Annotated in this window: 23 protein-coding genes; 17 read left to right on the top strand and 6 right to left on the bottom strand. The window is 63.3% G+C overall.

The annotated features are described in order from the left end of the window. Positions 1-165 precede the first annotated feature (165 nt). Positions 166-1,179, bottom strand: a complete 1,014-nt coding sequence (locus tag VGO12_RS25940; RefSeq protein WP_327515591.1) for an aldo/keto reductase — start codon at positions 1,177-1,179, stop codon at positions 166-168. Positions 1,180-1,494: 315 nt separating this feature from the next. On the opposite strand from VGO12_RS25940, the gene VGO12_RS25935 reads away from it, so the two are divergent. The 7 genes from VGO12_RS25935 to VGO12_RS25905 all read left to right on the top strand — a co-directional run bounded on the left by VGO12_RS25935 (position 1,495) and on the right by VGO12_RS25905 (position 7,766). Further along, on the top strand, positions 1,495-2,466 hold the full coding sequence (locus VGO12_RS25935) for a DUF1254 domain-containing protein (RefSeq protein ID WP_327515590.1): 972 nt from the start codon (positions 1,495-1,497) through the stop codon (positions 2,464-2,466). Then, positions 2,463-2,987, top strand: coding sequence for a DUF1214 domain-containing protein (locus VGO12_RS25930; RefSeq protein WP_327515589.1), 525 nt, complete (start codon positions 2,463-2,465; stop codon positions 2,985-2,987). Before VGO12_RS25935 ends, VGO12_RS25930 begins: the two co-directional genes overlap by 4 nt. Before the next feature lie 117 nt (positions 2,988-3,104). Next, positions 3,105-4,571, top strand: coding sequence for a DUF1254 domain-containing protein (locus tag VGO12_RS25925; RefSeq protein ID WP_327515588.1), 1,467 nt, complete (start codon positions 3,105-3,107; stop codon positions 4,569-4,571). Between the two features lie 92 nt (positions 4,572-4,663). Beyond that, on the top strand, positions 4,664-4,936 hold the full coding sequence (locus tag VGO12_RS25920) for a DUF3302 domain-containing protein (protein WP_327515587.1): 273 nt from the start codon (positions 4,664-4,666) through the stop codon (positions 4,934-4,936). Then, positions 4,933-5,874, top strand: a complete 942-nt coding sequence (locus tag VGO12_RS25915) for an efflux RND transporter periplasmic adaptor subunit (protein WP_327515586.1) — start codon at positions 4,933-4,935, stop codon at positions 5,872-5,874. The genes VGO12_RS25920 and VGO12_RS25915 overlap by 4 nt, the downstream gene beginning before the upstream one ends. Positions 5,875-6,010: 136 nt before the next feature. Beyond that, positions 6,011-6,649, top strand: a complete 639-nt coding sequence (locus VGO12_RS25910) for a glutathione S-transferase family protein (RefSeq protein WP_327515585.1) — start codon at positions 6,011-6,013, stop codon at positions 6,647-6,649. Positions 6,650-6,860: 211 nt separating this feature from the next. Next, a complete protein-coding gene (locus VGO12_RS25905) occupies positions 6,861-7,766 on the top strand; it encodes a hypothetical protein (protein WP_327515584.1) in 906 nt (301 codons plus the stop codon). A gap of 19 nt (positions 7,767-7,785) precedes the next feature. On the opposite strand, the gene VGO12_RS25900 is transcribed toward VGO12_RS25905, so the two are convergent. Continuing rightward, on the bottom strand, positions 7,786-8,076 hold the full coding sequence (locus tag VGO12_RS25900) for a hypothetical protein (protein ID WP_414650777.1): 291 nt from the start codon (positions 8,074-8,076) through the stop codon (positions 7,786-7,788). Between the two features lie 183 nt (positions 8,077-8,259). Further along, on the bottom strand, positions 8,260-9,024 hold the full coding sequence (locus VGO12_RS25895; protein WP_327515582.1) for a hypothetical protein: 765 nt from the start codon (positions 9,022-9,024) through the stop codon (positions 8,260-8,262). Positions 9,025-9,352: 328 nt separating this feature from the next. Between VGO12_RS25895 and VGO12_RS25890 the strand changes: the two genes are divergently transcribed. The 3 genes from VGO12_RS25890 to VGO12_RS25880 all read left to right on the top strand — a co-directional run bounded on the left by VGO12_RS25890 (position 9,353) and on the right by VGO12_RS25880 (position 13,782). Then, positions 9,353-10,876 (top strand): nucleobase:cation symporter-2 family protein, encoded by a 1,524-nt coding sequence (locus VGO12_RS25890; protein WP_327515581.1) that lies wholly within the window; start codon positions 9,353-9,355, stop codon positions 10,874-10,876. Between the two features lie 249 nt (positions 10,877-11,125). After that, the gene (locus VGO12_RS25885) at positions 11,126-11,731 is read left to right on the top strand and encodes a nucleoside deaminase (protein ID WP_327515580.1); all 606 of its coding nucleotides are present in this window, start codon (positions 11,126-11,128) and stop codon (positions 11,729-11,731) included. Positions 11,732-11,880: 149 nt separating this feature from the next. Continuing rightward, positions 11,881-13,782 carry an adenylate/guanylate cyclase domain-containing protein gene (locus VGO12_RS25880; RefSeq protein ID WP_327515579.1) on the top strand — a complete coding sequence of 634 codons (1,902 nt, stop codon included), beginning with the start codon at positions 11,881-11,883 and terminating at the stop codon, positions 13,780-13,782. A gap of 12 nt (positions 13,783-13,794) precedes the next feature. Here the strand turns inward: VGO12_RS25880 and VGO12_RS25875 are convergent, their stop codons facing one another. Then, positions 13,795-14,385: a TetR/AcrR family transcriptional regulator gene (locus VGO12_RS25875; protein ID WP_327515578.1), complete on the bottom strand. Its 591-nt coding sequence runs from the start codon at positions 14,383-14,385 to the stop codon at positions 13,795-13,797. A 170-nt stretch (positions 14,386-14,555) separates the two neighbouring features. Here VGO12_RS25875 and VGO12_RS25870 point away from each other — a divergent pair, with 170 nt between their 5' ends. The 3 genes from VGO12_RS25870 to VGO12_RS25860 all read left to right on the top strand — a co-directional run bounded on the left by VGO12_RS25870 (position 14,556) and on the right by VGO12_RS25860 (position 16,236). Further along, the gene (locus VGO12_RS25870) at positions 14,556-14,963 is read left to right on the top strand and encodes a RidA family protein (RefSeq protein ID WP_327515577.1); all 408 of its coding nucleotides are present in this window, start codon (positions 14,556-14,558) and stop codon (positions 14,961-14,963) included. 161 nt (positions 14,964-15,124) lie between these two features. Further along, entirely contained in the window at positions 15,125-15,694 is a 570-nt protein-coding gene (locus tag VGO12_RS25865) for a hypothetical protein (RefSeq protein WP_327515576.1), read from the top strand. Positions 15,695-15,795: 101 nt separating this feature from the next. Beyond that, positions 15,796-16,236 carry a hypothetical protein gene (locus VGO12_RS25860; RefSeq protein WP_327515575.1) on the top strand — a complete coding sequence of 147 codons (441 nt, stop codon included), beginning with the start codon at positions 15,796-15,798 and terminating at the stop codon, positions 16,234-16,236. A gap of 126 nt (positions 16,237-16,362) precedes the next feature. Here the strand turns inward: VGO12_RS25860 and VGO12_RS25855 are convergent, their stop codons facing one another. Beyond that, a complete protein-coding gene (locus tag VGO12_RS25855) occupies positions 16,363-17,220 on the bottom strand; it encodes a sigma-70 family RNA polymerase sigma factor (protein WP_327515574.1) in 858 nt (285 codons plus the stop codon). Continuing rightward, positions 17,220-17,687: a carboxymuconolactone decarboxylase family protein gene (locus tag VGO12_RS25850; protein WP_327515573.1), complete on the bottom strand. Its 468-nt coding sequence runs from the start codon at positions 17,685-17,687 to the stop codon at positions 17,220-17,222. Before VGO12_RS25850 ends, VGO12_RS25855 begins: the two co-directional genes overlap by 1 nt. Before the next feature lie 242 nt (positions 17,688-17,929). Here VGO12_RS25850 and VGO12_RS25845 point away from each other — a divergent pair, with 242 nt between their 5' ends. From VGO12_RS25845 to VGO12_RS25830, 4 genes are all read left to right on the top strand, one after another. Further along, complete coding sequence (locus tag VGO12_RS25845) at positions 17,930-18,862, top strand: peptidoglycan-binding domain-containing protein (RefSeq protein ID WP_327515572.1); 933 nt, start codon at positions 17,930-17,932, stop codon at positions 18,860-18,862. Positions 18,863-18,996: 134 nt separating this feature from the next. After that, complete coding sequence (locus VGO12_RS25840; RefSeq protein WP_327515571.1) at positions 18,997-19,977, top strand: ABC transporter substrate-binding protein; 981 nt, start codon at positions 18,997-18,999, stop codon at positions 19,975-19,977. Next, positions 19,907-21,760 (top strand): ABC transporter permease, encoded by a 1,854-nt coding sequence (locus tag VGO12_RS25835; RefSeq protein ID WP_414650775.1) that lies wholly within the window; start codon positions 19,907-19,909, stop codon positions 21,758-21,760. The genes VGO12_RS25840 and VGO12_RS25835 overlap by 71 nt, the downstream gene beginning before the upstream one ends. Next, complete coding sequence (locus VGO12_RS25830) at positions 21,748-22,788, top strand: ABC transporter ATP-binding protein (RefSeq protein WP_327515569.1); 1,041 nt, start codon at positions 21,748-21,750, stop codon at positions 22,786-22,788. The genes VGO12_RS25835 and VGO12_RS25830 overlap by 13 nt, the downstream gene beginning before the upstream one ends. Positions 22,789-22,808 lie beyond the last annotated feature (20 nt).

Raw genomic sequence — 22,808 nt, 5'->3', positions numbered from 1 at the left:
CTTTGTGCACGCAATCCCGGACGGAAAGACGCTTCACACCTTTCCTGGAATTGCTCTTTATGCACGCAATTCCGGACGGAAAGCCGTTTCACACCTTTCCTGGAATTGCTCTTTATGCACGCAATTCCGGACGGAAAGTCGTTTCACACCTTTCCTGGAATTGCTTCAGCCGGCAACCGGCAGCGGAGCGGCCGGATTGACGAGACCTGCTTGGCGCAGCTCACGCCAGAAATCGGCGGGAACGACCTCGTTCAGCGCGGCGCGATCCTCGGCGATGCGGCTCGGCTGGCTGGCGCCGGGGATGACGGCGGCGACGGCCGGGTTGGCGAGCGCAAATTGCAGGCCGGCCGCCTTCATCGAGATGCCGTGGCGGTCGGCGATCGCCTTGATGTTTGCGACCTTCTGAAGGATTGCTGGCGTCGCCGGGGCATATTCGAAGTTGGGACCGCCAACGAGCGCGCCGGAGCTGTAGGGGCCGCCGACGACGATGCCGAGACCGCGCTCGGTAACCGCAGGCATGACGCGCTGCAGCGCCCGGTCATGGTCGAGCAGGGTGTAGCGTCCGGCAAGCAGGAAGCCGTCAGGGCGCGGACCTTCGAGTGCCAAGAGCAGTTCGATCGGCTCGACCTTGTTGACGCCGAGGCCCCAGGCCTTGATCACCCCTTCGTCACGCAGGCGGTCGAGCGCCCGAAACGCACCCTTGCGGGCGGTCTCGAACACATCGAGCCATTCGTCGCCATAAAAGTCCTGCGCCACGTCGTGGACAAAGGCGATCTCGATGCGATCGGTCTTCAGCCGCTTCAGGCTGTCCTCGATCGAGCGCAGCGTCGCGTCATGGGAATAGTCGTTGACGATCTTGTTGGGGCGGCCATAGCGGAAGACATCGCCCTTTTCTCCGAGGTCGCGGGCGCTGACGTCCTCGATCTCGTCGAGGATGACGCGGCCGACCTTGGTGCTGATGACGTATTGATCCCGCGGCCGGCCGGCGAGAGCCTCGCCCATGCGGATTTCGGCAAGGCCGGCGCCATAGAACGGGGCGTTGTCGAAGTAGCGGATGCCGTCGTTCCAGGCGGCCTCGACGGTGCCGAGCGCTTCCTTCTCGGGAATGTCGCGGAACATGTTGCCGAGCGGGGCTGCGCCGAAACCAAGCTTGCTCGGGAGGATGTCTTTCAGTGCCATTGTACTGTCCTTTGCTGATGAACGCTGCGGCGCGTTGCCGTTGGACAAAGAAATAGGTCAGGCGTCGCCTTGTCGGTAGCCGGGTCGGTTTCGCAGCTTATGGGAAGCGAATTCACAAATGCGGGGAACCATCGGGGCCGGTGTTTCGGCCGGGAATGCATATGGCGATCGTGGTGCGATCGATTGGCCCCAAGGGCGCAGATCGTAACTGTTACGTACTTGACGCGCGTGCGCGCGGTGGCTCTGCTTCAGCCCAGGATGGGGCTGTTCGTGTCCGCTTCAACCTGAGTTGAATGGATTGCTGGAGTTCAATTGATGACCTTTGCCTTACGGGCCATGCTGCTGAGCAGCGTCGTCCTTCTGTCGCAGCCGGTGCTTGCCGATCCCTTTTCGATGACGACGCCGATACCCGAGGAAATCCTGACGCCCGAAAGCGTCGACACCCGGCTCGGCACCCTTCAGTTCAACGATGGCGTTCCGACCGCCGAGACTGCTCAGAAGGTCTGGGACCAGCTCGATTTCAGCCGTGGCATCGAGGCCTTCCTCAACGGCATTCCCGGCGCCTCGATGGTGGCGATCCGCACCGGTCTTCGCGAAGTGGGCGCCGAGAAGAGCACGATCGGCGTGTTTGAGACCTTGATGGACTCGAAGTCGCTGTTTCTGACGGCCAACACCGAGACGATCTACTTCTGGAACTGGATGGACCTGAAAGACGGGCCTGTGGTCGTCGAAAGCCCGCCCGGCATTCTCGGCGTCGTCGACGATTTCTGGTTCCGCTACGTGACGGATCTCGGCAATGCCGGGCCGGACAAGGGTAAGGGCGGCAAGTATCTGTTCGTGCCGCCGGGCTGGAAGGGCGAAAAGCCCGAAGGCTACTTCGTGTTCGAATCCCCGACCTTCGGCAACCTGCTCTTCGGCCGCGCCTTCATGAAGGACGGCGACCCCGCGCCCGGTGTCGCGAGCCTGAAGAAGAACCTGCGCGTCTATCCCTATGACAAGAAGGACGCGCCGCCCGAAACGACCTTCCTCGATCTGTCCGGCCAGGCGATGAACACGGTTCACGCCAACAACATGAAGTTCTTCGAGGAAGTCAACCAGATCATCCAGGAGGAGCCGGCCGGCGCCTACGGCCCCGACATGACCGGTATCTTCTCAGCGATCGGCATGGAGAAGGGCAAGCCCTTCGCGCCCGACGAGCGCATGACGAAAATCCTGACCGATGCGTGGCCGTCGGCAATGCGACGGCGCGCGCCATCGATTTCCGGCCGCGCGACCCGCAAGTCATGATCTACCCCGACCGCAAGTGGACGACGCCCTTCATCGGCGGCAGCTATGAATGGCTGAAGGAGGGCGGCCGCAATTTCGATGCGCGCACGCTGTTTTATTATGCCGCCACGATCAACACGCCGGCGATGGCCGTCGCCATGCCCGGCATCGGCTCGCAATATGCGGCGGCCAATTTTGACAAGGACGGCAATCCGTTCGACGGCGCCAAGACCTACCGGCTGCATGTGCCGGCCAATGTGCCGGCGAAGGATTTCTGGTCGGTGGTGGTCTATGACCCGCAGACGCGCTCCATGCTGCAGACGGACCAGCAGTTTCCGAGCCTTTCGAGCGAGAAGAACCTGAAGCCGAACGCCGACGGCTCCACCGACATCATCTTTTCGCCGACGAAACCCGCCGACAACCCGAACTGGATCCAGACGATCCCGGGCAGGAGCTGGTTCACGATCTTCCGGCTCTATGGCCCGCTGAAGCCCTGGTTCGACCAGTCGTGGAAGCTGGAGGATCTTGTCGAGGTCAAATGATGCGGGCTCCTAGAGGAAGTCGGGTGATCTGGGTGGTTTTGCCGAGGTCGCTGCTCCCCGGCCGCCCGGCGACCGCTCCAACGTAAGGCAACGCCTAAGCAACATTCGGAAGCAATTATGATGCGTAGCAGATCCAGAAGCCTGTTGTTCCTCGCCGCCATGGCTTCCGTCAGCCTGATCCATACCACCACGGCATCGGCCAACGGCACATCGGCCTACACGTTCGACCAGGGTTACCCGACGGCCGAGACAAGCGCCAAGGCCTATGACGACGCGGACCTGCAGCGGGCGATCACCGCCTATCGCTTCTGGTACCCCACGGTCTCCGTCGAAGGCATCTTCAACGGCAACCGCGCCGCAGGCATCAAGGACAACGAGACGATGGGGGCGGCGGCGGCCGGCCCGCGCCAGGTGGGCTTTACACTCAATTCGGATACGCCCTATGGCTCGGCGACGCTTGACGTGTCCAAGGGGCCAATGGTGATCGAGTTGCCGCCGGGCGCCTATATCGGTCTCGTCAACGATCACAACCAGGGTTGGGTGCTCGACATGGGCCTGCCGGGTCCTGATGCCGGCAAGGGCGGCAAGCACCTGATCATCGGGCCGGACTACAAGGGGGCGGTGCCGGACGGCTATCTCGTCGGCCATAGCCCGACCTACAAGAACCTGCTTGCGGTGCGCGCTCTGCCTGTCGGCGGCGACCAGGCCAAGGCGCTGGAAGCGTTGAAGGTGATCAAGATCTATCCGCTGGCCGAGGCCAAGGACCCGAAGCCGCTGAAGGTGGTCGACACCAGCGAAACGGTGATGGACAGCACCTCGCTCAAATGGGAGGATAACATCCAGTTCTGGCAGAAGCTGAACGAGATCATTCAAGCAGAGCCGGTCGTCGAAAAATACCTGCCGATGTACGGGATGCTGGCGACGCTCGGCATCGAAAAGGGCAAGGACTTCAAACCCGACGAGCGGATGATGGCGATCCTTGAAAAGGCGGCGCGGAACGGGCGTGACCAGATCCTGGTTTCGGCCTTTGACAGCAATCGTCCCGACCGGCTCGCCTGGCCGGACCGCAAATGGGAGTGGGTGGGCCTGGTGCCCGGCAGCGCTCAGTTCGAGACGCCGGCGGGTGTCGATCTCGAGGCCCGCGACCGCTGGTTCGCCCAGGCGATCGTGACCTCGCCGGCGATGTTCCGGCGCACGGCGGGCGCCGGCTCGCTCTACTGGCTTGCGGCGCGCGACGGCACGGGCGCCTATCTCGACGGCGCCAAGACCTACAAGCTCTCCATACCCCAGCCGGTCCCGGGCAGGCTGTTCTGGTCAGTGACGGCCTATGATGCCCAGACCCGATCGGAAGTGCAGACCGACCAGGACAAGGCGGCGCTGCGCTCGCTGTTCGAATTGAAGGACGTCAAGGGGACGGATCCCGTCGATCTCTACTTCGGTCCGAATGCTCCCGAGGGCCAGGACGGGCGCTGGATCAAGACCGTGCCAGGCCGCGGCTGGTTTGCCTATATCCGCATTTACGGACCCGAAGGTCCGGCCTTCGACGGCAGCTGGAAGCCCGCCGACTTCGAAGAGGTGCGGTAGGATACAGGCGCTTGCCGGCGTTCCGCTGTGATCGCGGGGCGTCGGCCGCCGGATCTGTCGTTTTTTAACGTGTGGAAGGGGAGACCTCTCCCGTGAGCTTCATCGATCTTTTTGCCTGGATCGTGCTGGTCGTGCTGGTCGTCAGCACGGTCGCGGTCCTGATCTTTCTCGCGATGCTGCCGGGGTCGATCGCGCGGCGGCGCAACCATCCCTGGGCCGAGGCCGTCAATGTCGCCGGTTGGGTGACGCTGTTCCTCGGTTTTGCGCTCTGGCCGATCGCGCTGGTCTGGGCCTATGTCGATGTGCCGCGGGCAAATGAAGTTCGTCCCAGTGCGGCTCATCAAGGAGAAGTGGGCCAGCCATGATCGTCGTCCTGCTCAATGTCTATCTGGCCATCCTGTTCCTGTTGGTGAAGTTCAAGGTCGTGCCGTTCAATCTCTTCTGGAAGGTCTCGCCGGCCATCGTCTTCCTGCTGCTGCTTGTCGGCCTGTTCATACCGATGAACTGGGGCGCGCCGCAGGGCAAGGCGCTGGTGGTGCGCAATTCCGTGGCGATCGTGCCGGATGTCGCCGGCGAGGTCACGGAGGTGCCGGTTGCCTCCAACAGCCCGCTGAAAGCCGGCGACGTGCTCTTTCGAATTGACCCCGTGCCCTACCAGGCCAAGGTCGATGCGTTGCAGGCGCAGCTTTCGCTGGAAGAACTGCGGCTTTCGCAGATGACGAAGCTGCAGTCACGCGATGCGGCGACCGAGTTCGACGTCCAGCAGCGCCAGTCGGAGGTCGACAATCTGAAGGCGCAGATCACCAATGCCGAATGGGAACTGGGCAAGACGACGGTGAAGGCGCCGGCCGACGGCTATGTGACCAACCTCGCCCTCAGAAAGGGAGCGCGCGTCACGACCCTGCCGCTGTCGCCGGCCATGGCCTTCATCGACACATCGGAAACGATCATCGGGGTGGAGATCAACCAGATCGACGCGCGCTACATTCAGCCCGGCCAGATGGTGGAGGCGACCTTCAAGTTCGCGCCCGGCGAGACCTATACCGGCAAGGTCGAAAGCGTGCTGCAGGCGATCGCATCCGGGCAGGCGCGGGTGTCCGGTACGGCCGTCACGCCGGAGGCTGTATCGGCTGCGCCGTTCGTCGTGCGCATCAAGCTCGATAACCAGGCCTTTGCCGCAAGGCTGCCGGCCGGTGCTGCGGGAGACGCGGCGATCTTCACCGAGCGGGTCAAGGCGGCACATGTGATCCGCCGGGTGCTTTTGCGGCAAATCGCGATCACCAACTACATCAATCCGTTCTGACCCGGCCGTTCTGATCTGGCGAGGCACGCCATGCCGGCGCGCATTTTTCCTGCACGCCGGCATCGTTTTTCATGCGGCGTGTCGGCAATCGGTCTCCGGGTTCGTCTTCATGGGGTGCCAAGAAAGGAGACATCGCATGAAGCTCTATTTCAGCCGCAATCCCAATCCGCGCCTGGCGGTTGCCGTCGCGCGGCATCTGAGATCGGACGTGACCTTCGAATATGCGTCGCCCCAGTCTTCAAGCGAGAAGGCGCGCTTTCGGCCGCTCAACCCCAATCTCTTGGTGCCGATCCTCGAGCGCCCCGGCCGGGCGCTCTGGGAAGCCGATGCGATCGCCTGCTACCTGTCGCGACAGGCGGGGTCCAATTTCTGGCGCACGGATGACGACGAGCCGGAGATGATCCGCTGGATCAGCTGGGGCAAGGAGAATTTCGTCCGGGCCGCAGACATAGTGCACTGGGAGCGCGGCACCAAGCTGCGCTACGGCATCGGAGCGTGCGACGAGGCGATGGTGGAGGAGGGGATGCGGGCGTTCCGCGACGCCGCCCGGCTGCTCGAGGCCGAGCTTTCGGGTCGGGCCTGGCTGGTTGGCGATGCGGTATCCTACGCCGATTTCCGCATGGCGACGTTTCTGCCCTATAACGACGCAGCAAGGCTGCCGATCGCGGACTATCCGGCGCTGAAGCGCTGGGCGGAGCAGCTTGAGGGTATCAATGCCTGGCGCGATCCTTTCGAGGGGCTCACGGCGCCCGCGCTGCCGCCAATCCCCGGCTGAACGATGCCTGCGCGGCCGTGAGGATGACCGGGCGCCACCCGCGTCACGGGTCCGGCAGGGCGTTCCGCATTGTAGATTACAGGTTACATCGCACGTTGATTGCCACTGGAAATGGTGTACCGTCCCCGATAAGCTGTCATTCCTTCCTTTCTGCAGCCCTGCCTGCTGCCCCCAGAATAAGTCGTCCGCCTTGTCTGATGTCGCCAGTCACGTGAGCTCGTATTCCGCCGAAAGCCTGGTCCGGATGGACCGCTTTCGCGAGGGGCTGGAGATGTCGGCGCGCGAACTGCTCGAAACCCATCTCGCGCTGCCGCGCGAAGTGCACTATGTCGCCGACCTGCAGCGTTGGATGCTCAGCCACATGACGATGGCCCTGCATTTCGAGCATCTCAACGACCGGCAGGCGCTGCCGATTTCGCCGGGAAATCTGGTGCGCGCCATCGGCGACACGGCGATTGCCAGCCGCAACACCATCCATGCCTTTCTGATGGAGATGAGGCGCTACCGCTTCATCGCGCCGCTCGAAAGCGCCGACGGCCGGCAGCGCGCGGCCCGGGCGACGGATATGAGCGAAGAGCTGATCCGGCGCTATTTCGACATTCACCTCAGGGCGCTCGACCACATCGACGGTGGCGCGCGTTTCCGGATGTCGCAGCAGGATCCGCATCTGCTGCACCGAGCCCAGCCACGGTTCGCGCGGCTGATCCTCGAAGAAAGCGACTGGCACAAGCCGGCTGCGAGCATCGCCAAGTTCGTCCGCTCGGATTCCGGCAGCAGCGTGCTGCACGATCTGGTGAAAAGCGTTCCGACGCCGCCGCCTGGACGCATGGCCGAGGTCTGGATCGGCAAGGTGTCGCCCAACGCGTTTTCCACCCGCTACCGCATTTCAAGAACGCATACGGCGCGGCTCTTCGGGCAGGTGCGCGCGGCCGGCCTGATCGGCTGGGCCAAAGCCAGCAACCGCGGCGATTGCTGGATCTCGACGGCGCTGGTGCGCGATTACCGCTATTGGCAGGCGCTGAAGCTTGCCGCGGTCTCCAGAGGTTTCGAAGCCGCCTGTGGCGCCGGCGGCGGGCCGAACGAAAGCCGCAAGCAGCTTTCGGCGGAGACCCGTTGACGCCCCCGCCGGCCGTTCCTCATTCGTGGATCGTATAGGATCCCATTTCACAGAGGTCCTGGGTGTCCGTCGTCGTGTCGAGGTCGTCTCCCTGGAACTCGAAGCGCATGTCGTAGCGGCAGACGCTGCGGCCGTCGGCGATGGTGATCTCCATCTCTTCGCCCGGGCCCAGAGCCTGGCGGCCGAAGATATCGTCTTCCCAGCTGTCGACGCCCGTCGGAGACGCGTAGAAATTGTTGAGCACCGAGTTGGTGCCGTTCTTCAGCGTGAAGACGAGGTCTTCGGCTTTTGCTGTCGTCGAGAGGCACATGACAACTGCCGACGCCAGAAGGGCGAAGTTAAACTTTTTCATGTTTTCAACCTGTTGGAATATGTTGCTGCGAGAACTCGCAGGAAATTCTCTAGCTGAACTCGTACCCAAGCTAAAGATCGCCGCCGTTCCATCTTTGGGTCTATTTCGATTGGCGCCGCCCGGTAATGGACATTGGCAAGGTCAGCCAGAACCCTTTTGCTTTTCTTCCAGAAGCTTTTGCAATTCTTGCCCGTTCTGCTGCAGGCACCGCTCGACGTCGGTGGCCGTCATCGTCTGAACCTGGGCCGGCGTACATGGCGATGGGGCAGTGCCTGATCCGGCAAGATAGCCAGCGGCCAGGCCAATGATGCCTGCCACCGTGCCGATCACTGTGACCACGAAACCGTTGAAGGCGAGCTGCGATTCCTTCGTTTCGATCTCGATCAGGCGACCCTGCAAAACCTCTATCTTTCTCGAAAGGCCATAGTCCTCGATCGCGTTGCCCGCGGATCGGGCCCCACGTGAGGCCGCCTTTATTTTGTCAAGCCGGATGCGGAGATCCTCCCTGGAGGAGACGGCGGCGATCTCGCCGCGCAACGCCTCGACGTCTTTGTCGACTGCAGCGACTGCTGCCCGCTGCACCGCCTCCTGGCCTGCCTGCTTGTCCGATTCCAGCTTCGCCATGGTCACGTAGAGGCGCGCCAGGTCGAAGGCCTTCGCCGCGAACTCGGCTTTTCCGGCGTTGTCGAGCGCATTGGGATCGTCGTAGACCTTCTCAAGGAAGACCTTTCCGCCGATGCCGATCTCCTTCGCCCATGTCACGCCGACGGTGTAGCCCTGGGCGAACCAGACCGACCGTGCCGCGGCGCTATGTTCGAAATCCGGCCTTGCGCCAAGGCCATCAGGGTATTCCTTCAGAAGTTCCTTGCCCCAATCGACGAGACTCTTCGTATTGCTGTCATCCATGTCGTTTCCCCTTGGCCGAGATGGAAGAAAAACCGAGAGATCTGCAACTGCGTCCTGACGATCGCCTGACTTGGCCGCCGCCAAAGATCGTCCCTAAAATAGACAGTCGTGCCACATTGTTCGACTGTAGCATATTTGTTAGATATCTCGCCTGTGCTGTGAAAGTCGTCGGAAACACCGACCCGACCCCGCGGATCTGCTTGTTTTCGCCCTCCGGCCATTCCCGCCCAAAAGCCGAAAGGTGTTTCGCTTTTTTTAGCAAGGCGAGATTTGACACCCTTCAGTACCCTTCTGTGTGTCCCTTGGAGACGGGACATTTCGCGAAGGTATGGAGGAGATACCCTTGGCAAGCATTTCAGAGGACACTACGCGTACCCAGAATCTGGCCCAGAATCCGGCCCAGAACCCGATCCAGAACCCCGAAGACGAACGGCTGAGCATCGGCGCCAATCTCGCTTATGGCCTGCAGCACGTCTTGACCATGTATGGCGGCATCGTCGCCGTTCCCCTGATCCTCGGCCAGGCGGCGGGCCTGAATTCCGGCGATGTCGGCCTGCTCGTCACCGCCTCGCTGTTTGCAGGCGGTCTCGCAACCATCCTGCAGACGATCGGCGTGCCGTTCTTCGGCAGCCGCCTGCCATTGGTGCAGGGCGTATCGTTCTCGGGCGTGGCGACGATGATCGCCATTTCCGGCAATGGCGGCATTCCGGCCATTCTCGGCGCGGTCATTGCCGCTTCGCTGATCGGCCTTCTGATCACGCCGATCTTCTCGCGCGTCACGCGCTTCTTCCCGCCGCTCGTCACCGGCATCGTCATCACCACCATCGGGCTGACGCTGATGCCGGTGGCAGCGTTCTGGGCGATGGGCGGCAACAAGGCGGCGCCTGACTTCGGCAGCACCGCCAACATCCAGCTCGCAGCCGTGACGCTGATCATCGTGCTTCTCTTGAGCAAGCTTGGCAGTGCGGCGATCTCGCGTCTTTCCATCCTGCTTGCGATCATCATCGGCACCGGCATCGCCTATGTCGCCGGCATGACCGATTTCTCGCACGTGGCCGAGGGTCCGGTCTTCGCGCTGCCGAAGATCTTCCACTTCGGCTACCCGACCTTCGAACTCGCCGCCATCATCTCGATGCTGATCGTCATCATGGTGACCTTGGTGGAAACGTCCGCCGACATTCTCGCCGTCGGCGAAATCGTCGAGACCAAGGTGGACTCGCGCCGGCTCGGCGACGGTCTTCGCGCCGACATGCTCTCAAGCATTCTCGCGCCCATCGTCGGCTCGTTCACCCAGAGCGCCTTTGCCCAGAATGTCGGGCTCGTGGCGGTGACGGGCGTGAAGAGCCGCTATGTGGTGGCAACCGGCGGGATGTTCCTGGTGACACTCGGGCTTCTGCCGGTCATGGGCCGCGTCGTTGCCTCGGTGCCGACCTCGGTTCTCGGCGGCGCCGGCATCGTGCTCTTCGGCACGGTCGCAGCGAGCGGCATCCGCACGCTGTCGAAGGTGGACTACAACAACAACATGAACCTGGTGATCGTCGCCACCTCGATCGGCTTCGGCATGATCCCGATCGCAGCCCCCGGCTTCTACGAACACTTCCCGGCCTGGGTCGCCACGATCTTCCATTCCGGAATCTCTTCGGCGGCGGTAATGGCAATCGCGCTCAACCTCTTGTTCAACCACCTGAAAACCGGCAATTCCGACCAGCAGTCGGTGTTTGTGGCTGCAACCGAGCGCACGATCCGCTACCAGGACATCGCACGGCTGCATGACGGCGACTACTTCCTCAACGGCAAGCTCTACGATGCCAAGGGCACCGAAGTGCCGCTGCTTGCGGCGGAGGCGCACTAGCAACAAGTGCTGTCGACAGGTCCGGGTGGAAGCCGACTTCGGCTTCTTCCGGGGCTGGTATGAACTGCGCAATCCCGGACGGAAAACCGCTTCGCACTTTTCCTGGGATTGCTTTGGTACCCGCAATCCCGGACGGAAAACCGCTTCGCACTTTTCCTGGGATTGCTTCGAAACCCGCCATTCCGGGCAGGAGGCCGCCTCCTGTTTTTCCTGGCGTTGATTGAAAAACCCAACAAAAGGACTTTGGGAATGACACAAGAGACCGACAATTATCAGCTGCTCGATGCGCTGCTTTCCACCATGGAGCGCGGCATCATCCCGGCAACGGAGAAGGGCGTTGCAAGCGGCAACAAGATCTTCGGCGCCGCGCTGATGCGAAAATCCGATCTTTCGACCGTGCTCGTCGAAACCAACAACGAGACGGAAAACCCGCTCTGGCACGGCGAGGTGCACACGCTGAAGCGCTTCTACGAGATCACCGGGACCGAACGCCCGGATAGCCGCGATCTCATCTTTCTCTCCACCCACGAGCCCTGCTCGATGTGCCTGTCGGCAATCACCTGGGCGGGCTTCGACAACTTCTACTACTTCTTCAGCCACGAGGATTCGCGCGACAGCTTCTCCATTCCGCACGACCTGAAGATCCTGAAGGAGGTCTTCACGCTGGAGCCGGGCGGCTATAACCGCACCAACGCCTTCTGGAAGGGACAGTCGATCCACAGGCTGATCGACGGCCTGCCTGAAGCGCAGCGCGACGAGTTGCAGGTCCGCGCCGACGCCATCCGGGCGAAATACGACGAACTCTCCTCCACCTACCAGGACAGCAAGGACGGCAACGCCATCCCGCTGAACTGAGGCCTTATCCGCCTGCCTTTCAGACCGGCCATTTCACGCTCTCGCCGAGCGCGTGAAATGGCCTATTTGTTTGAAAGATTGCGCATTCCTGCCCGCCCGGACCGGTGATAGGCTTGCCTGAACAACGGTCCGCGTTTCGGGGGAAGTGCGTGAACTGGTCCAGGCCTCTCAGGGTGCATCTCAGCGTGCTGGTCGTTGCACTTTTGTTGTGCACGGCGATGCCGATCATCTGGATGGCGTTCAGCCAGGGGCGGCAGGCGGCGGTGCTTGCCGGCGCCAAGCACATGCGCGAGATGAGCTTCCGGCTGATCGAAGGCTACAGGAACGCGCTCGAAGGCGGGCAGGAGGCCGTGGGCCTGGCATCGACGGTGCCGCAGCTCATTGCCGCGCCGCCTCAGGACCTGGACGAAAAGCAGCAGTTCTTCCTCGAAGTGCTTCGAAGCGTGTCGAACGCCACCAGCATCTATGCCGGCTATCCCGACGGCTCCTACCTGCAGGTGATCAACACGGCCAAGGACTATGTGCGCCAGAGCCTGTCGGCTCCGGAGGCCGCCGCCTATGCCATCAAGACGATCGTGCCGGGAGAGGGCGGAGCGGCGGTGTCGACCGTCCGGTTTATCGACCGCATGACCAGGCCGATCGGCGAGGCGAAATCCGAGCCGACATCCTTCGATCCGCGCCAGCGTCCCTGGTATCAGTCCGCGGTCATGAGCGGCGAGCCGGTTTCGGTCGGACCCTTCGTCACCGGGACGGTCAAAGTTCCGACGCTCGCCTTGGCGGCGTCGATGAATGACGACCACCGGGTCGTCGTCGGCGTCAACATTCACCTGCAGACCGTCAGCCGGCTGCTCGATCCGCGCGAGATTTCGCCGCGCGCGCGATCCTTCATCATCGGCGACGGCGATGCGCTGGTCGTTCATTCCGATCCATCGATCATGGGGCGAATTCTTGGTACTTGGTCAGGCGGCGGCGCCGACACGCGCGGCCTCGAACCGGCCGTTGCGGCGATAGCGCGCCTGCGCAAGGAGGCACGCTACGCCAATGGCGGTCTTGCCGAGCTCGATCTTGACGGCGAACATTATCTTGCCCAGCTCGCGCCCGTCAGCCTCGCTGGCCTGTTCAAGGGGAGTTCGGTCGCAATCGTCGTGCCCCTCGACGATCTCGTGGCTGAGGCGAACCGGCTGCTCGTGCGCAACCTTGCGATCGCCGCCGCCGTGCTGGTGGCCGGCGTTCTGGGATCGCTGATGCTGTCGCGGGTGATCAGCCAGAAGCTCGACCGGCTCGCCGACGAGGCGCGGCGGATCGGCGACCTCAATTTTACGGGCAGGGGCGTCCCGCATTCCTGGATCACCGAGATCAACACGCTCGGGGCAGCCCTTTCCGCCAGCCGTCGCGCCATCGTGCAGTTTGCGCTCTACGTGCCGCGCGAGGTGGTGCGACGGATCGTGGGCCCGGAAGGCGGGGCGGTGGTCAAGGGCAGGCGGCAGGAGGTAACGGCGCTCTTTACCGACATCCGCGATTTCACCACCATTTCCGAGCGCCATTCGCCGGAGGACGTGGTCGATATCCTCTCGGCCTATTTCGAGCTTTTGAACGCGATCGCCGAAGCGCATGGCGGCACGGTGGTGCAGTATCTCGGCGATTCCATCTTCGTCGTCTGGAATGCGCCGGTCGAGGATTTGAGGCACGTCGAAAACGGCTGTCGCTGCGCGCTCGCGATGAAGGCGGGCGTCGAGCGCCTGAACGCCGATAACCGCGCGGCGGGCCGGCCGGAACTCTTCACCCGTTTCGGGCTGCACACCGGTCCCGCCGTCGTCGGCAGCATCGGTGCCGCCTCGCGCCAGCAATATACGGCCATGGGCGACACCATCAACGTCGCTTCCAGGCTCGAGGGGCTCAACAAGGAATACAACACCTCGATCCTCGTCAGCGGTGCGGTCCATCAGGCCGTCGCCGAAGGCTTCGAGTTCCGCGCGATCGGGCCGGTGCAGGTCAAGGGGCGCGCGGCGAAGATCGATCTTTGGGAACTGGTGGGAGAAAGGGCAGGGTAGCGGCCGGTTGCTTTAGCGATCCGCCAGCAGACCCGAGGCGAGGGTCTTAAAGGCGTCGATTGCCTTTGGCAGTACGTCGTTGGGAGTGTCGCTGGCGGCAACCCAGAGGGCGGCGTTGAGGGCGGCGCCGCTCAGGAGCCTGGCTGCCGCCTCCGGGTCCACCGGTTTCAACGCGCCCTCTTTCAGCAATTGTTCCACTGAGCGCTTGGTCGCCACCAGGCAGCTGTTCTGGCTCGGCCATTTCGACGGGTCGCCAAGCACGGCCGGGCCATCGAGCAGCACGATGCGCTGGACCTCCGGGTCGAGCGCCATCTCGATGTAGGCGGCCCCTTCGGCAAGCATCCCTTGCCAGTGATCCCCAGCAGTCGCGCCGATCTCCTTGGCGCGCGCGGCCATTTCACCATCGACCTCGGTGACGACGGCGGCAAGCAGCCCGCGCTTGTCGCCGAAATTATGGTAGAGCGCGCCGCGCGTCAGGCCGACATCGGCGGTCAGTTCGTCCATCGAGGCGGCGGCAAAACCCTTCTCGGCGAAAGCTTTTCGGCCCGCCGCGATCAGTTTCACGCGGTTTTCTTCCATCGTCTCCTGGCGGCTTCGTACCATGCTGTCCTCGAATTTTCGTATACGCCGCGTATATGGATTTGACATACGTCTCGTATTTGGTTAATTCATATACGCAGCGTATATCAAATGAAGCGGGTTTTGTGAAGGTCTGCCTGAGCCGGCAGCGCCAGCCCGCTTCTGCGCCCCGAATTTGGCAAAGGACCAGACAGATGACCAAACGCAACGCGATCTTTCCCGCAAACCGCCACGCGCTCTACGAGGCACACGGCTATTCCGCCGCCATCGAGTCACAGGACCTGCTGTTCGTTTCCGGGCAGGTGGGCAGCCGCGAGGACGGGTCGCCCGAGCCGGATTATGAGCGCCAGGTCGAACGGGCCTTCGACAATCTCGAGGCGACGCTGAAGGCGGCGGGCGCCACGTTCGACGATATCGTCGACATCACCACCTTTCACACCGAGCCGGAAAACCAGTTCGAAACCTTCATGGCGGTCAAGAGCCGGATCTTCCCGGAAAAGCCCTATCCGAACTGGACCGCCATCGGCGTCAACTGGCTCGCCGGCTTCGACTTCGAGATCAAGGTGATCGCGCGGGTTCCCGCCGGCCAAAAGGCGGCCTGAGCTTCGGGAAGCCAGTAATCGGCGCACTGCTTGCGGTCCTGCAAGCGGTGCGCTGCCCTTGCAACTTGAGACCCTGGCCCGGTGGGCTTGACGCTCTTCAGGCTGCAACTCACACTATGCCGGGAAGAGCAGGCGATCACTCTGTGGATGCAGGTGGCTCGATGGCTGATGTAAACGGCGAGATGACGCACAGGCGGCAGCGTGGCCCGGCTCGCTCCCTGATATTCGGCCTCATTCTTGTCGCTTCACTCCCTGCCTATGCCAAGTTTGCCGGCCAACCTTTTGTGCCATCGGTTGAGTGGATGGCGGTGTCGAGCCGTGTGGGAAGCACCGGCGGCCTGTTTTTTGCGATCGCGTTCTTCTGGTCCACATGGAGGCGCGAACACGGCATCCGGGGTGGCGGGATCGGCGGAGCCGTTGGCCTCCTCGGCTCTACGCTGGCGGGGTATTTTATCGGACGTCACGCTGTCGCCATGGCTTGTCCGATGGCCCTTGCGCTGGTCGGCGGCCATCCGGTCGAACTTCCGTTCACCGTAGCGGATGCGGATCCTCGCCATTCGCGCCGGTGCGGCTCGTCGATCGAGTTGCGGGACGTACCGCCGGTCTACAACGGCCTTTGCGATGTCTCAAGCGATCGTGGCAGGGGGCTCGAACCCGGAGCCCACATACGGGTCAGCGGCCACGGTACCCGTTGGGGTGTCTACATAATGAGCGTTCGGCCGGGCGATTGAAGGGCAGATGGCTACTTCTGGCCGGGAAGATCCAGCGAATTGCGAGCATGCGAGAGAGTGCCTAGAATCCCTGGCTTCCATTCGACCGTAGGGGGTAGGCAATGCGCAGACTCTTGATCCTGTCGGCCGGCGCCACGCTGGCACTGACGTCGGCCGTGTCCGCAGCACCGGCGACGCAACCGCTCACAATCTCCAAGGAATGCAGCCAGTTCACCGGCGAGGTCCCGAGCTTCTGTACGATTACGGAATCGAACCTCTCGGCGATCCCGGTCGGCACCAAGATCCTCTACTATGGGCCGGTGGTCGCCAACCCGCTGTTCTCCAGCAGCACCGCGGTCATTGCCGTCGGTAACGGTGACTCGGCAGTCGGCTACTGTGTCGTCTACGACTCGGCGAGCCCGCCGGTTGGAACCTGCGCCTTCCATGCCGGCGGCGGGACGCTTGCCGGGTTCCAGGCGATCGTCAAGGTCACCGTCGACGACAAGCAGATCTGGCATTGGGATGGCGGCTACGTGCTTGGCGTGGCCGCGGCGGCCAAGTGAGCGCGACGAAGGCGCCGCCGGGGTCGGGAAACCAGGCGTGACACCGCGCCGCATTCCTTGATCGCCCGGTGGTAACGGCGGCTGCGAGCCGGCGATGAGACATGGCCCGGCGATGGCACATGGGCGCTAGTGCAGGTGCGCAAGCTTGTCGGGGTTGCGCACCACATAGATCGCCACCACCTTGCCATCCGCAATCTCGAGTGCCGTCGTCTGCAGCTCGCCGTCGGCCTCGCGCGTGACGAAGCCGGGCAGGCCGTTGACGAAGCCTGAGCGCACCAGCGTCGAGCCGTGCTTGGCGAAGAGGGCTGCGAGCTGTTCGTGCACCTTCATCACGGCGTCATAGCCGAGGATCGGCTGCATGGCAGCCGGGCGCTTGCCGCCACCGTCGGCATGGACGCTGACATCGGCTGCGAGCATCGCGCCGAGCGTCTTCATGTCGCCGTTTCTGGACGCGGCGAAGAAGGCGTTGGCAAATTCCAGGCCGCGCTGCTGCTCGACCTGAAAGCGCGGCCGTTCCTCGCGCACATGGGTACGGGCACGGGCCGCCAACTGGCGGCAGGCGGCGGCGTCACGGTCGATCGTCGCCGCCACCTCGTCAAAGCTCTGGCCGAAGACGTCGTGCAGCAGGAAGGCGGCGCGCTCCAGCGGCGACAGCCGTTCGAGCGCCAGCATCAGGGGCAGGGTGACGTCGTCCTCCGGCTCCTCCTCGACAACGGGTTCGGGCAGCCAGGGGCCGACATAGGTTTCGCGCTTCCGTCGCGCGGATTTCAGCTGGTCGAGGCAGAGCCTTGTCACCGTGCGGCGGAGGAACGCTTCCGGCTCGCGTATGGACGCGCGGTCGGCCCCCATCCAGCGGATGAAGGCCTCCTGCACCATGTCCTCGGCATCGGCGACCGAGCCGAGCATGCGGTAGGCGACGCGAACAAGCTTGGGACGCAGCGGGTCGAAAACCGCCGCTGCGTCGATGGTCGCGCTTTCGGCCATCAGGCAGCCGCCTGCGCGGCTTTTGCCGCGGCCGGATCGATCCAGAGGCCGAAGCCGACCGCCAGTCGGTTCCAGCCGTTGATGACATTGATCATCAGCGTGAGCTTCACCTGTTCCTCCTCGGTGAAATGGGTCTTCAGCGCCTCATATGCCTGATCGTGGGTGTGGCTTTCCGACAGGCGAGTCAGCGCTTCGGTCCAGCCTAGCGCGGCACGCTCGCGATCGGAATAGACGGGCGCGTCGCGCCAGGCGGAAAGCAGGTAGATGCGCTGCTCGGTCTCGCCCTTGGCGCGCGCTTCCTGCGTGTGCATGTTGATGCAGTTGGCGCAGCCGTTGATCTGCGAGGCGCGGATCTTGACCAGTTCGATGATGGTGGCGTCGAGGCTGGCGGCGATGGCGACGGAGACGCTCGTCCAGCTCTTCATCAGTTGCGGGGCAGCGGCGAAAAGGTCGATCTTGGCAGTCATGGTTCCGTTTCCTTTCGTTGGTTCCGATACCATGACGAGCGGGCACCGCCCGGTGTGACATCGCCCGCAATTTTTTTCGAAAAAGTATGTGTGGACAACTTGGGCGGGAGCACGCGGATAAGGCGCCACAGGGGCTTTCTAACCCGTTTGGATGACTATGCCGCCTTCGGCCGATATGTGAGTGTAGCGTGGGGGGACCACCTATTTCAGGTGGCGGTGCCGAGTGCTTCGGGAGGTACTCAATGGCCGACGAATTCAATGCTGCGCTGGACATTCCATATGTCTTCGAGATCACCATCAACGACTTTGCCGCCCTCTGGCGCAAGCTGGAAAAGAAGAATTTCGCGCTGAAGGCGCTTTCGCCCAACTGGTACGGGCAGTTGCAGGGTGAGCTCGATTTCAGCTTCGCCAGCCTTGATGCGAATGTCGGCCATGTGGCCGGCGTCATTCCGCAACACGGGCTGGAAAAGACCACCGCCGAGGCCCTGATGGCAAGCATCGCCATGCGCCGCGTCGGCATTGCGATCCGGGAACTTGCCGTGGAAGCGGCGCAAGGGATGGTTGCCACCAGGCGGAGCCTCGACGCCGGCGGACGTCTTCATTACGGCGAGGGAAACCGCATCACCGGCATCGATCGCGAATATCTCAACCGCGTTCTCGACCCGGCCGAAGACTACGAGGCTCAAGGCTGTGTGTTCGAGGTGCTCGGCTATTCGCTCAGTGGGCCGTTTTCCATGACCGCGCGCATCGCCTCGATGATGATGGCGACCAATTCCACCATGGTGTCGGCAGGCGGAAAGCCGGTCGACTACAATTTCATCCTCAAGGCCATGAACATGTTCATGGCGGCGGCAAACCTCGGCTATGTGGTGACCTATGAGAGCAAGAAGAGCAACGACGACGTCTCGATCTTCACCACCAATGAGTTCAACCAGCTGACGATCCAGTCGGAGTGCGGAGACGTTCGCCTCATCCAGAAGTATCTGAAGGACATCGGCTTCTACTTCGGTGATGTCGACAACAGCTTCGGGCCCGAATTCGAGGTGGCCGTGCGCAATTTCGCCCGGGTCTACAAGATCTGCGACTACGCGCACTATAGCGACCGCGAATTCCTGTACACGCTCGCCAACGCCTATGTGCGCCACCGCAGCCTGATGTCGTCGCCGGCGCGGTGAGCGCTCGCTTCACGCCGCGGCGACATTCCACCGGCTCGCCGGGCCTTCGCAGCCGCTTCAACATCGTTCCTGTCACACCGCTGTAAAAAGGCGGCTCTATCCCTCGGCGCCAGTTTCAACACGAGGGCATATCCATGAAATCTTTTGTTTCTGCGCTTGCCGGCGCTGTCTTTGCCACATTGCTTGCGTCGGCCGCCTATGCGGAAAACCTGGTGCTCTACACCAGCCAGCCGAACGAAGACGCGCAGGCGACCGTCGATGCCTTCCAGGCGGCCAATCCCGGCATCGAAGTCGAATGGGTGCGCGAGGGTACGACGAAGATCATGGCCAAGCTGATGGCCGAGATCGAAGCCGGCAATCCGGTCGCCGACGTTCTTCTGATCGCCGACACCGTGACGATGCAGCGGCTGAAGGAGGCGGGGCATCTTGCCGCCTACAGGTCGCCGGAGGCAGCAAACTTTGACGCGGCGCTCTATGATGCCGGCGGCGCCTATTATTCGACCAAGATGATCACCACCGGCATCGTCTACAACACCTCGGCCGCGATGAAGCCTCAGGGCTGGCAGGATCTCGTAAAGCCCGAAGCCAAGGGTCTCGTCACGATGCCGAGCCCGCTGACCTCGGGTGCAGCCCTCATCCACGCGCAGACGCTGACCGGCATCGACGGCCTCGGCTGGGATTACTACAAGGCGCTTGCCGGAAATGGCGCGACGGCTGCCGGCGGCAACGGCGGCGTGTTGAAGGCGGTAGCGACCGGCGAGAAGGCCTACGGGATGCTCGTCGATTTCATGGCGATCCGCGAAAAGGCCAAGGGCGCGCCGGTGGAATTCGTCTTCCCGGCCGAGGGTGTTTCGGCCGTCACAGAGCCGGTCGGCATCCTGAAGACCGCCAAGAATGTGGACGCCGCCCAAAAATTCGTCGACTTCCTCTTGTCCGAGGAAGGCCAGAAGGTGGCGGTGAAGATGGGTTATATCCCCGCCCGCAACGGCGTGGCGCTGCCTGCCGGCTATCCGGCCCGTGAGGCGATCAAGGTGCTGCCGGTCAATGCGGCGGAAGCGGTCAAGAATTCCGATACGGACCTCAAGACCTTCTCGGGCATCTTCGGCACGAACTGATCCGTCCATGCTTGAACGCAACGATGCGCGCAGCCGGCACCGCTGGCTGCGCTTTCCCATTCCACGCCTGAGAGGACGCGCGCCATTGCCGGCGAGGGGCGGCGCCACGTCGGCTGCCGAGCCGCGCTTGCTGGTGCCTTTCGTTTTCGCCTGCCTGTTCCTTCTCTGCCTCCTGCCGCTGATCAGCCTGGCGAAGGCCGGTTTTTCCGGGCTCGTTTCCGGTCAGTCCATCGGGGTGCTTTCGGAACCCGCGACCTTCGCCGCGATCCGCAACACGCTGATCACGGCAACTGGCGGCATGGTCGTGTCGGTCGTCATCGGCGCGCTCTTTGCATCTGCCGTGGCGCTGACGGACGTGCGCGGCAAACTTGTCTTGAGCTTTGCCTTCATGCTGCCGATGATGATCCCGCCGCAGGTGACGGCTTTGGCCTGGGTGGAAATGACGGGACCGGCAAGCCCGCTTCTAAAGACGCTCGGGATCGCGCCGCCGCTCGGAAGCCCGCAGCCGCTCTATTCGCTTGGCGGCATTTCGCTGCTTCTCGGCGTCCAGCATGCGCCGCTGGTCTTCCTGGCGCTCAAAGCCGGGCTTTCGGCCTCGCCGCGCGACGGGGTGGAGGCGGCACGGCTTGCCGGCGCCACGCCGCTGCGTGTCTTTCGCGATATCGTCGCGCCGCTTTCTGCGCCGGGGCTGATTGCGGGTGCTGCCATCGCCTTCGTCTCCGGCGTCGGCAATTTCGGCATTCCGGCGATCCTCGGCATTCCCGCGGGGATCGAGGTGCTGCCAACCTTGATCTACACCCGGCTTGCAAGCTTCGGGGCTGGCACCTTCGGCGAGATCGCGCTGCTCTCCAGCCTGATCGCGGTGATTGCTGCAATGGGCCTGATGCTGCAGCAGCGGGCGCTTGCGGGGAAGGATTATCGCATCATAGGGCTCTCCGGCGCCAATGCCGCCTTTTCGCTCGGCCGCTTGCGGCTGGCCGTCGAGCTGGTGCTGCTCCTGATCCTGTTCTTCGTGCTGGTCGCACCGCTTGCGGCCCTTGTCGCAAGCTCGCTGGTGCCCGCCTATGGCGTGCCGCTCAACCTTCAGACCGTGTCGCTTCGGGCTTACGAAGAGATCCTTTTCCGCCAGTCGATGACGCTGAAGGCGTTCGGCAATTCGATGTTCCTGGCGACGACCGCAGCCCTCGGGCTGCTCGCCGTGTCGGTGCCTTCGGCCTACCTCATGACTCGGCGCAAGGGGGGCCTCGCCAACGCGCTCGGCATTCTCATCGAGATCCCCTATGCGCTGCCCGGCATCGTGCTCGCCGTCGCCTTCATCCTCACCTTCGCAGCACCGCTGCCGGTGCTCGACATCTCGCTCTACGGGACGATCTGGATCATCCTGATCGCCTATTTCTCGTCGTTCCTGGCGGTCAGCCTCAAACCGGTCATGAGCGCCTTCCTGCAGATGGATCCTTCGCTCGAGGAGGCCGCACGTCTTTCGGGCGCGGGGTTCTTCCGGCGCATGCGCGACGTGATCCTGCCCCTGGTGGCGCCGGCGGCCGGGGCGGCGATCATCCTCGTCTTCCTGATCGCGGCCAACGAACTGACGGTCTCCGCATTGCTCTGGTCGGCCGGCACCCAGACGCTGGGCGTTGCCATCTTCAATCTCGACGACAGCGGCTCGTCCGACCTTGCAGCAGCGCTCTCGGTGCTGGTGGTGATGATGGTCGTCGCCCTGATGGCGGCGCTCGAGGCACTCGCAAGATATCTCCCGGAAGGCGTGCTGCCATGGCGCAATTGATCCTCAACCACCTCACCAAGCATTTCGGCGGCGGCCGGCCGGCGGTGTCGGACGTGTCGCTGAGGGTGCGGGAAGGCGGCTTTCTGGCACTTCTCGGACCGTCCGGCTGCGGCAAGACGACGGTGCTCAGGATGATCGCCGGCTTCGAGCGTCCGAGCGACGGCTCGATCGACTTCGGCGAAAGGCGGCTATCCGACGCGTCGCTCGCCTTGCCGCCGGAACGGCGCAACATGGCCATGGTGTTCCAGTCCTATGCGCTCTGGCCGCACATGACGGTGGCCGAAAATGTCGGCTATCCCCTGAAGGTGCGCGGCATCACGGGCGATGCCTGGCGCCGGGGCGTTGGCGACGCGCTTTCGCTGGTGAAACTGACTGATTATGCCGATCGCCGGCCGGCCGCCCTTTCCGGTGGCCAGCGCCAGCGCGTGGCGCTTGCCCGCTGCCTGGTGACGTCCCCCGACGTGGTGCTGCTCGACGAGCCGCTCGCCAATCTCGACCAGCACCTGCGCAAGTCGATGGAAGAGACGTTTCGCATCTTCCACGAGCGCTCGGGCGCGACGATGATCTATGTGACCCACGACCAGGCCGAAGCGATGGCGCTTTCAACCGATGTGGCCGTCATGCACGAGGGGCGGCTGATGCAGATGGCGCCGCCGGCCGAAATCTACGCCAGACCCGAGGGTACCATCGTCGGCGGCCTGATCGGCCGCGGCGCCGTGCTGCGGCTGGCGCTGCCCGAGGGCGCGCCGCGGGCGCTGGAGTGGGCGGTGATGCGCGAGGCACTCGCTGGCCTTGGCAGAGAAGGCGCGATCGATCAGCCCGTGTGCGATGTTCTGCTGCGGCCGGAGCATGTGAGCCGCGACGTCGAGGGTATCGCGATGCGGGTCATCGCGTGTGTGTTCGAGGGCGAGCGTTTTGCGCTGACGCTTGCGCTCGCTGACGGCCAGACGCTGAAGGCCTATGCCGACCAGGCGATGAAGCCGGGTGAAACGGCGCGTTTCGTGATTGGCCGGGGGTGGCGGCTGTAAGGCGATCGATCTCGCGTGCT

The organism is Ensifer sp. (assembly GCF_035999135.1).
GTDB lineage: Bacteria > Pseudomonadota > Alphaproteobacteria > Rhizobiales > Rhizobiaceae > Ensifer.
Note: the sequence above shows the minus strand (reverse complement) of the source record. Positions and strands in the feature narration are given on the sequence as shown.

Excerpts from the sequence above, each read along its gene's own strand:
- VGO12_RS25865 (WP_327515576.1), top strand. The coding sequence starts at position 15,125 with ATGGCTGATGTAAACGGCGAGATGACGCACAGGCGGCAGCGTGGCCCG.
- VGO12_RS25870 (WP_327515577.1), top strand. The coding sequence starts at position 14,556 with ATGACCAAACGCAACGCGATCTTTCCCGCAAACCGCCACGCGCTCTAC.
- VGO12_RS25925 (WP_327515588.1), top strand. The coding sequence starts at position 3,105 with ATGATGCGTAGCAGATCCAGAAGCCTGTTGTTCCTCGCCGCCATGGCT.
- VGO12_RS25935 (WP_327515590.1), top strand. The coding sequence starts at position 1,495 with ATGACCTTTGCCTTACGGGCCATGCTGCTGAGCAGCGTCGTCCTTCTG.
- VGO12_RS25885 (WP_327515580.1), top strand. The coding sequence starts at position 11,126 with ATGACACAAGAGACCGACAATTATCAGCTGCTCGATGCGCTGCTTTCC.
- VGO12_RS25860 (WP_327515575.1), top strand. The coding sequence starts at position 15,796 with ATGCGCAGACTCTTGATCCTGTCGGCCGGCGCCACGCTGGCACTGACG.
- VGO12_RS25830 (WP_327515569.1), top strand. The coding sequence starts at position 21,748 with ATGGCGCAATTGATCCTCAACCACCTCACCAAGCATTTCGGCGGCGGC.
- VGO12_RS25855 (WP_327515574.1), bottom strand. The coding sequence starts at position 17,220 with ATGGCCGAAAGCGCGACCATCGACGCAGCGGCGGTTTTCGACCCGCTG.
- VGO12_RS25900 (WP_414650777.1), bottom strand. The coding sequence starts at position 8,076 with ATGTGCCTCTCGACGACAGCAAAAGCCGAAGACCTCGTCTTCACGCTG.
- VGO12_RS25915 (WP_327515586.1), top strand. The coding sequence starts at position 4,933 with ATGATCGTCGTCCTGCTCAATGTCTATCTGGCCATCCTGTTCCTGTTG.
- VGO12_RS25845 (WP_327515572.1), top strand. The coding sequence starts at position 17,930 with ATGGCCGACGAATTCAATGCTGCGCTGGACATTCCATATGTCTTCGAG.
- VGO12_RS25930 (WP_327515589.1), top strand. The coding sequence starts at position 2,463 with ATGATCTACCCCGACCGCAAGTGGACGACGCCCTTCATCGGCGGCAGC.
- VGO12_RS25895 (WP_327515582.1), bottom strand. The coding sequence starts at position 9,024 with ATGGATGACAGCAATACGAAGAGTCTCGTCGATTGGGGCAAGGAACTT.
- VGO12_RS25850 (WP_327515573.1), bottom strand. The coding sequence starts at position 17,687 with ATGACTGCCAAGATCGACCTTTTCGCCGCTGCCCCGCAACTGATGAAG.
- VGO12_RS25910 (WP_327515585.1), top strand. The coding sequence starts at position 6,011 with ATGAAGCTCTATTTCAGCCGCAATCCCAATCCGCGCCTGGCGGTTGCC.
- VGO12_RS25840 (WP_327515571.1), top strand. The coding sequence starts at position 18,997 with ATGAAATCTTTTGTTTCTGCGCTTGCCGGCGCTGTCTTTGCCACATTG.
- VGO12_RS25940 (WP_327515591.1), bottom strand. The coding sequence starts at position 1,179 with ATGGCACTGAAAGACATCCTCCCGAGCAAGCTTGGTTTCGGCGCAGCC.
- VGO12_RS25890 (WP_327515581.1), top strand. The coding sequence starts at position 9,353 with ATGGAGGAGATACCCTTGGCAAGCATTTCAGAGGACACTACGCGTACC.
- VGO12_RS25835 (WP_414650775.1), top strand. The coding sequence starts at position 19,907 with ATGCGGCGGAAGCGGTCAAGAATTCCGATACGGACCTCAAGACCTTCT.
- VGO12_RS25875 (WP_327515578.1), bottom strand. The coding sequence starts at position 14,385 with ATGGTACGAAGCCGCCAGGAGACGATGGAAGAAAACCGCGTGAAACTG.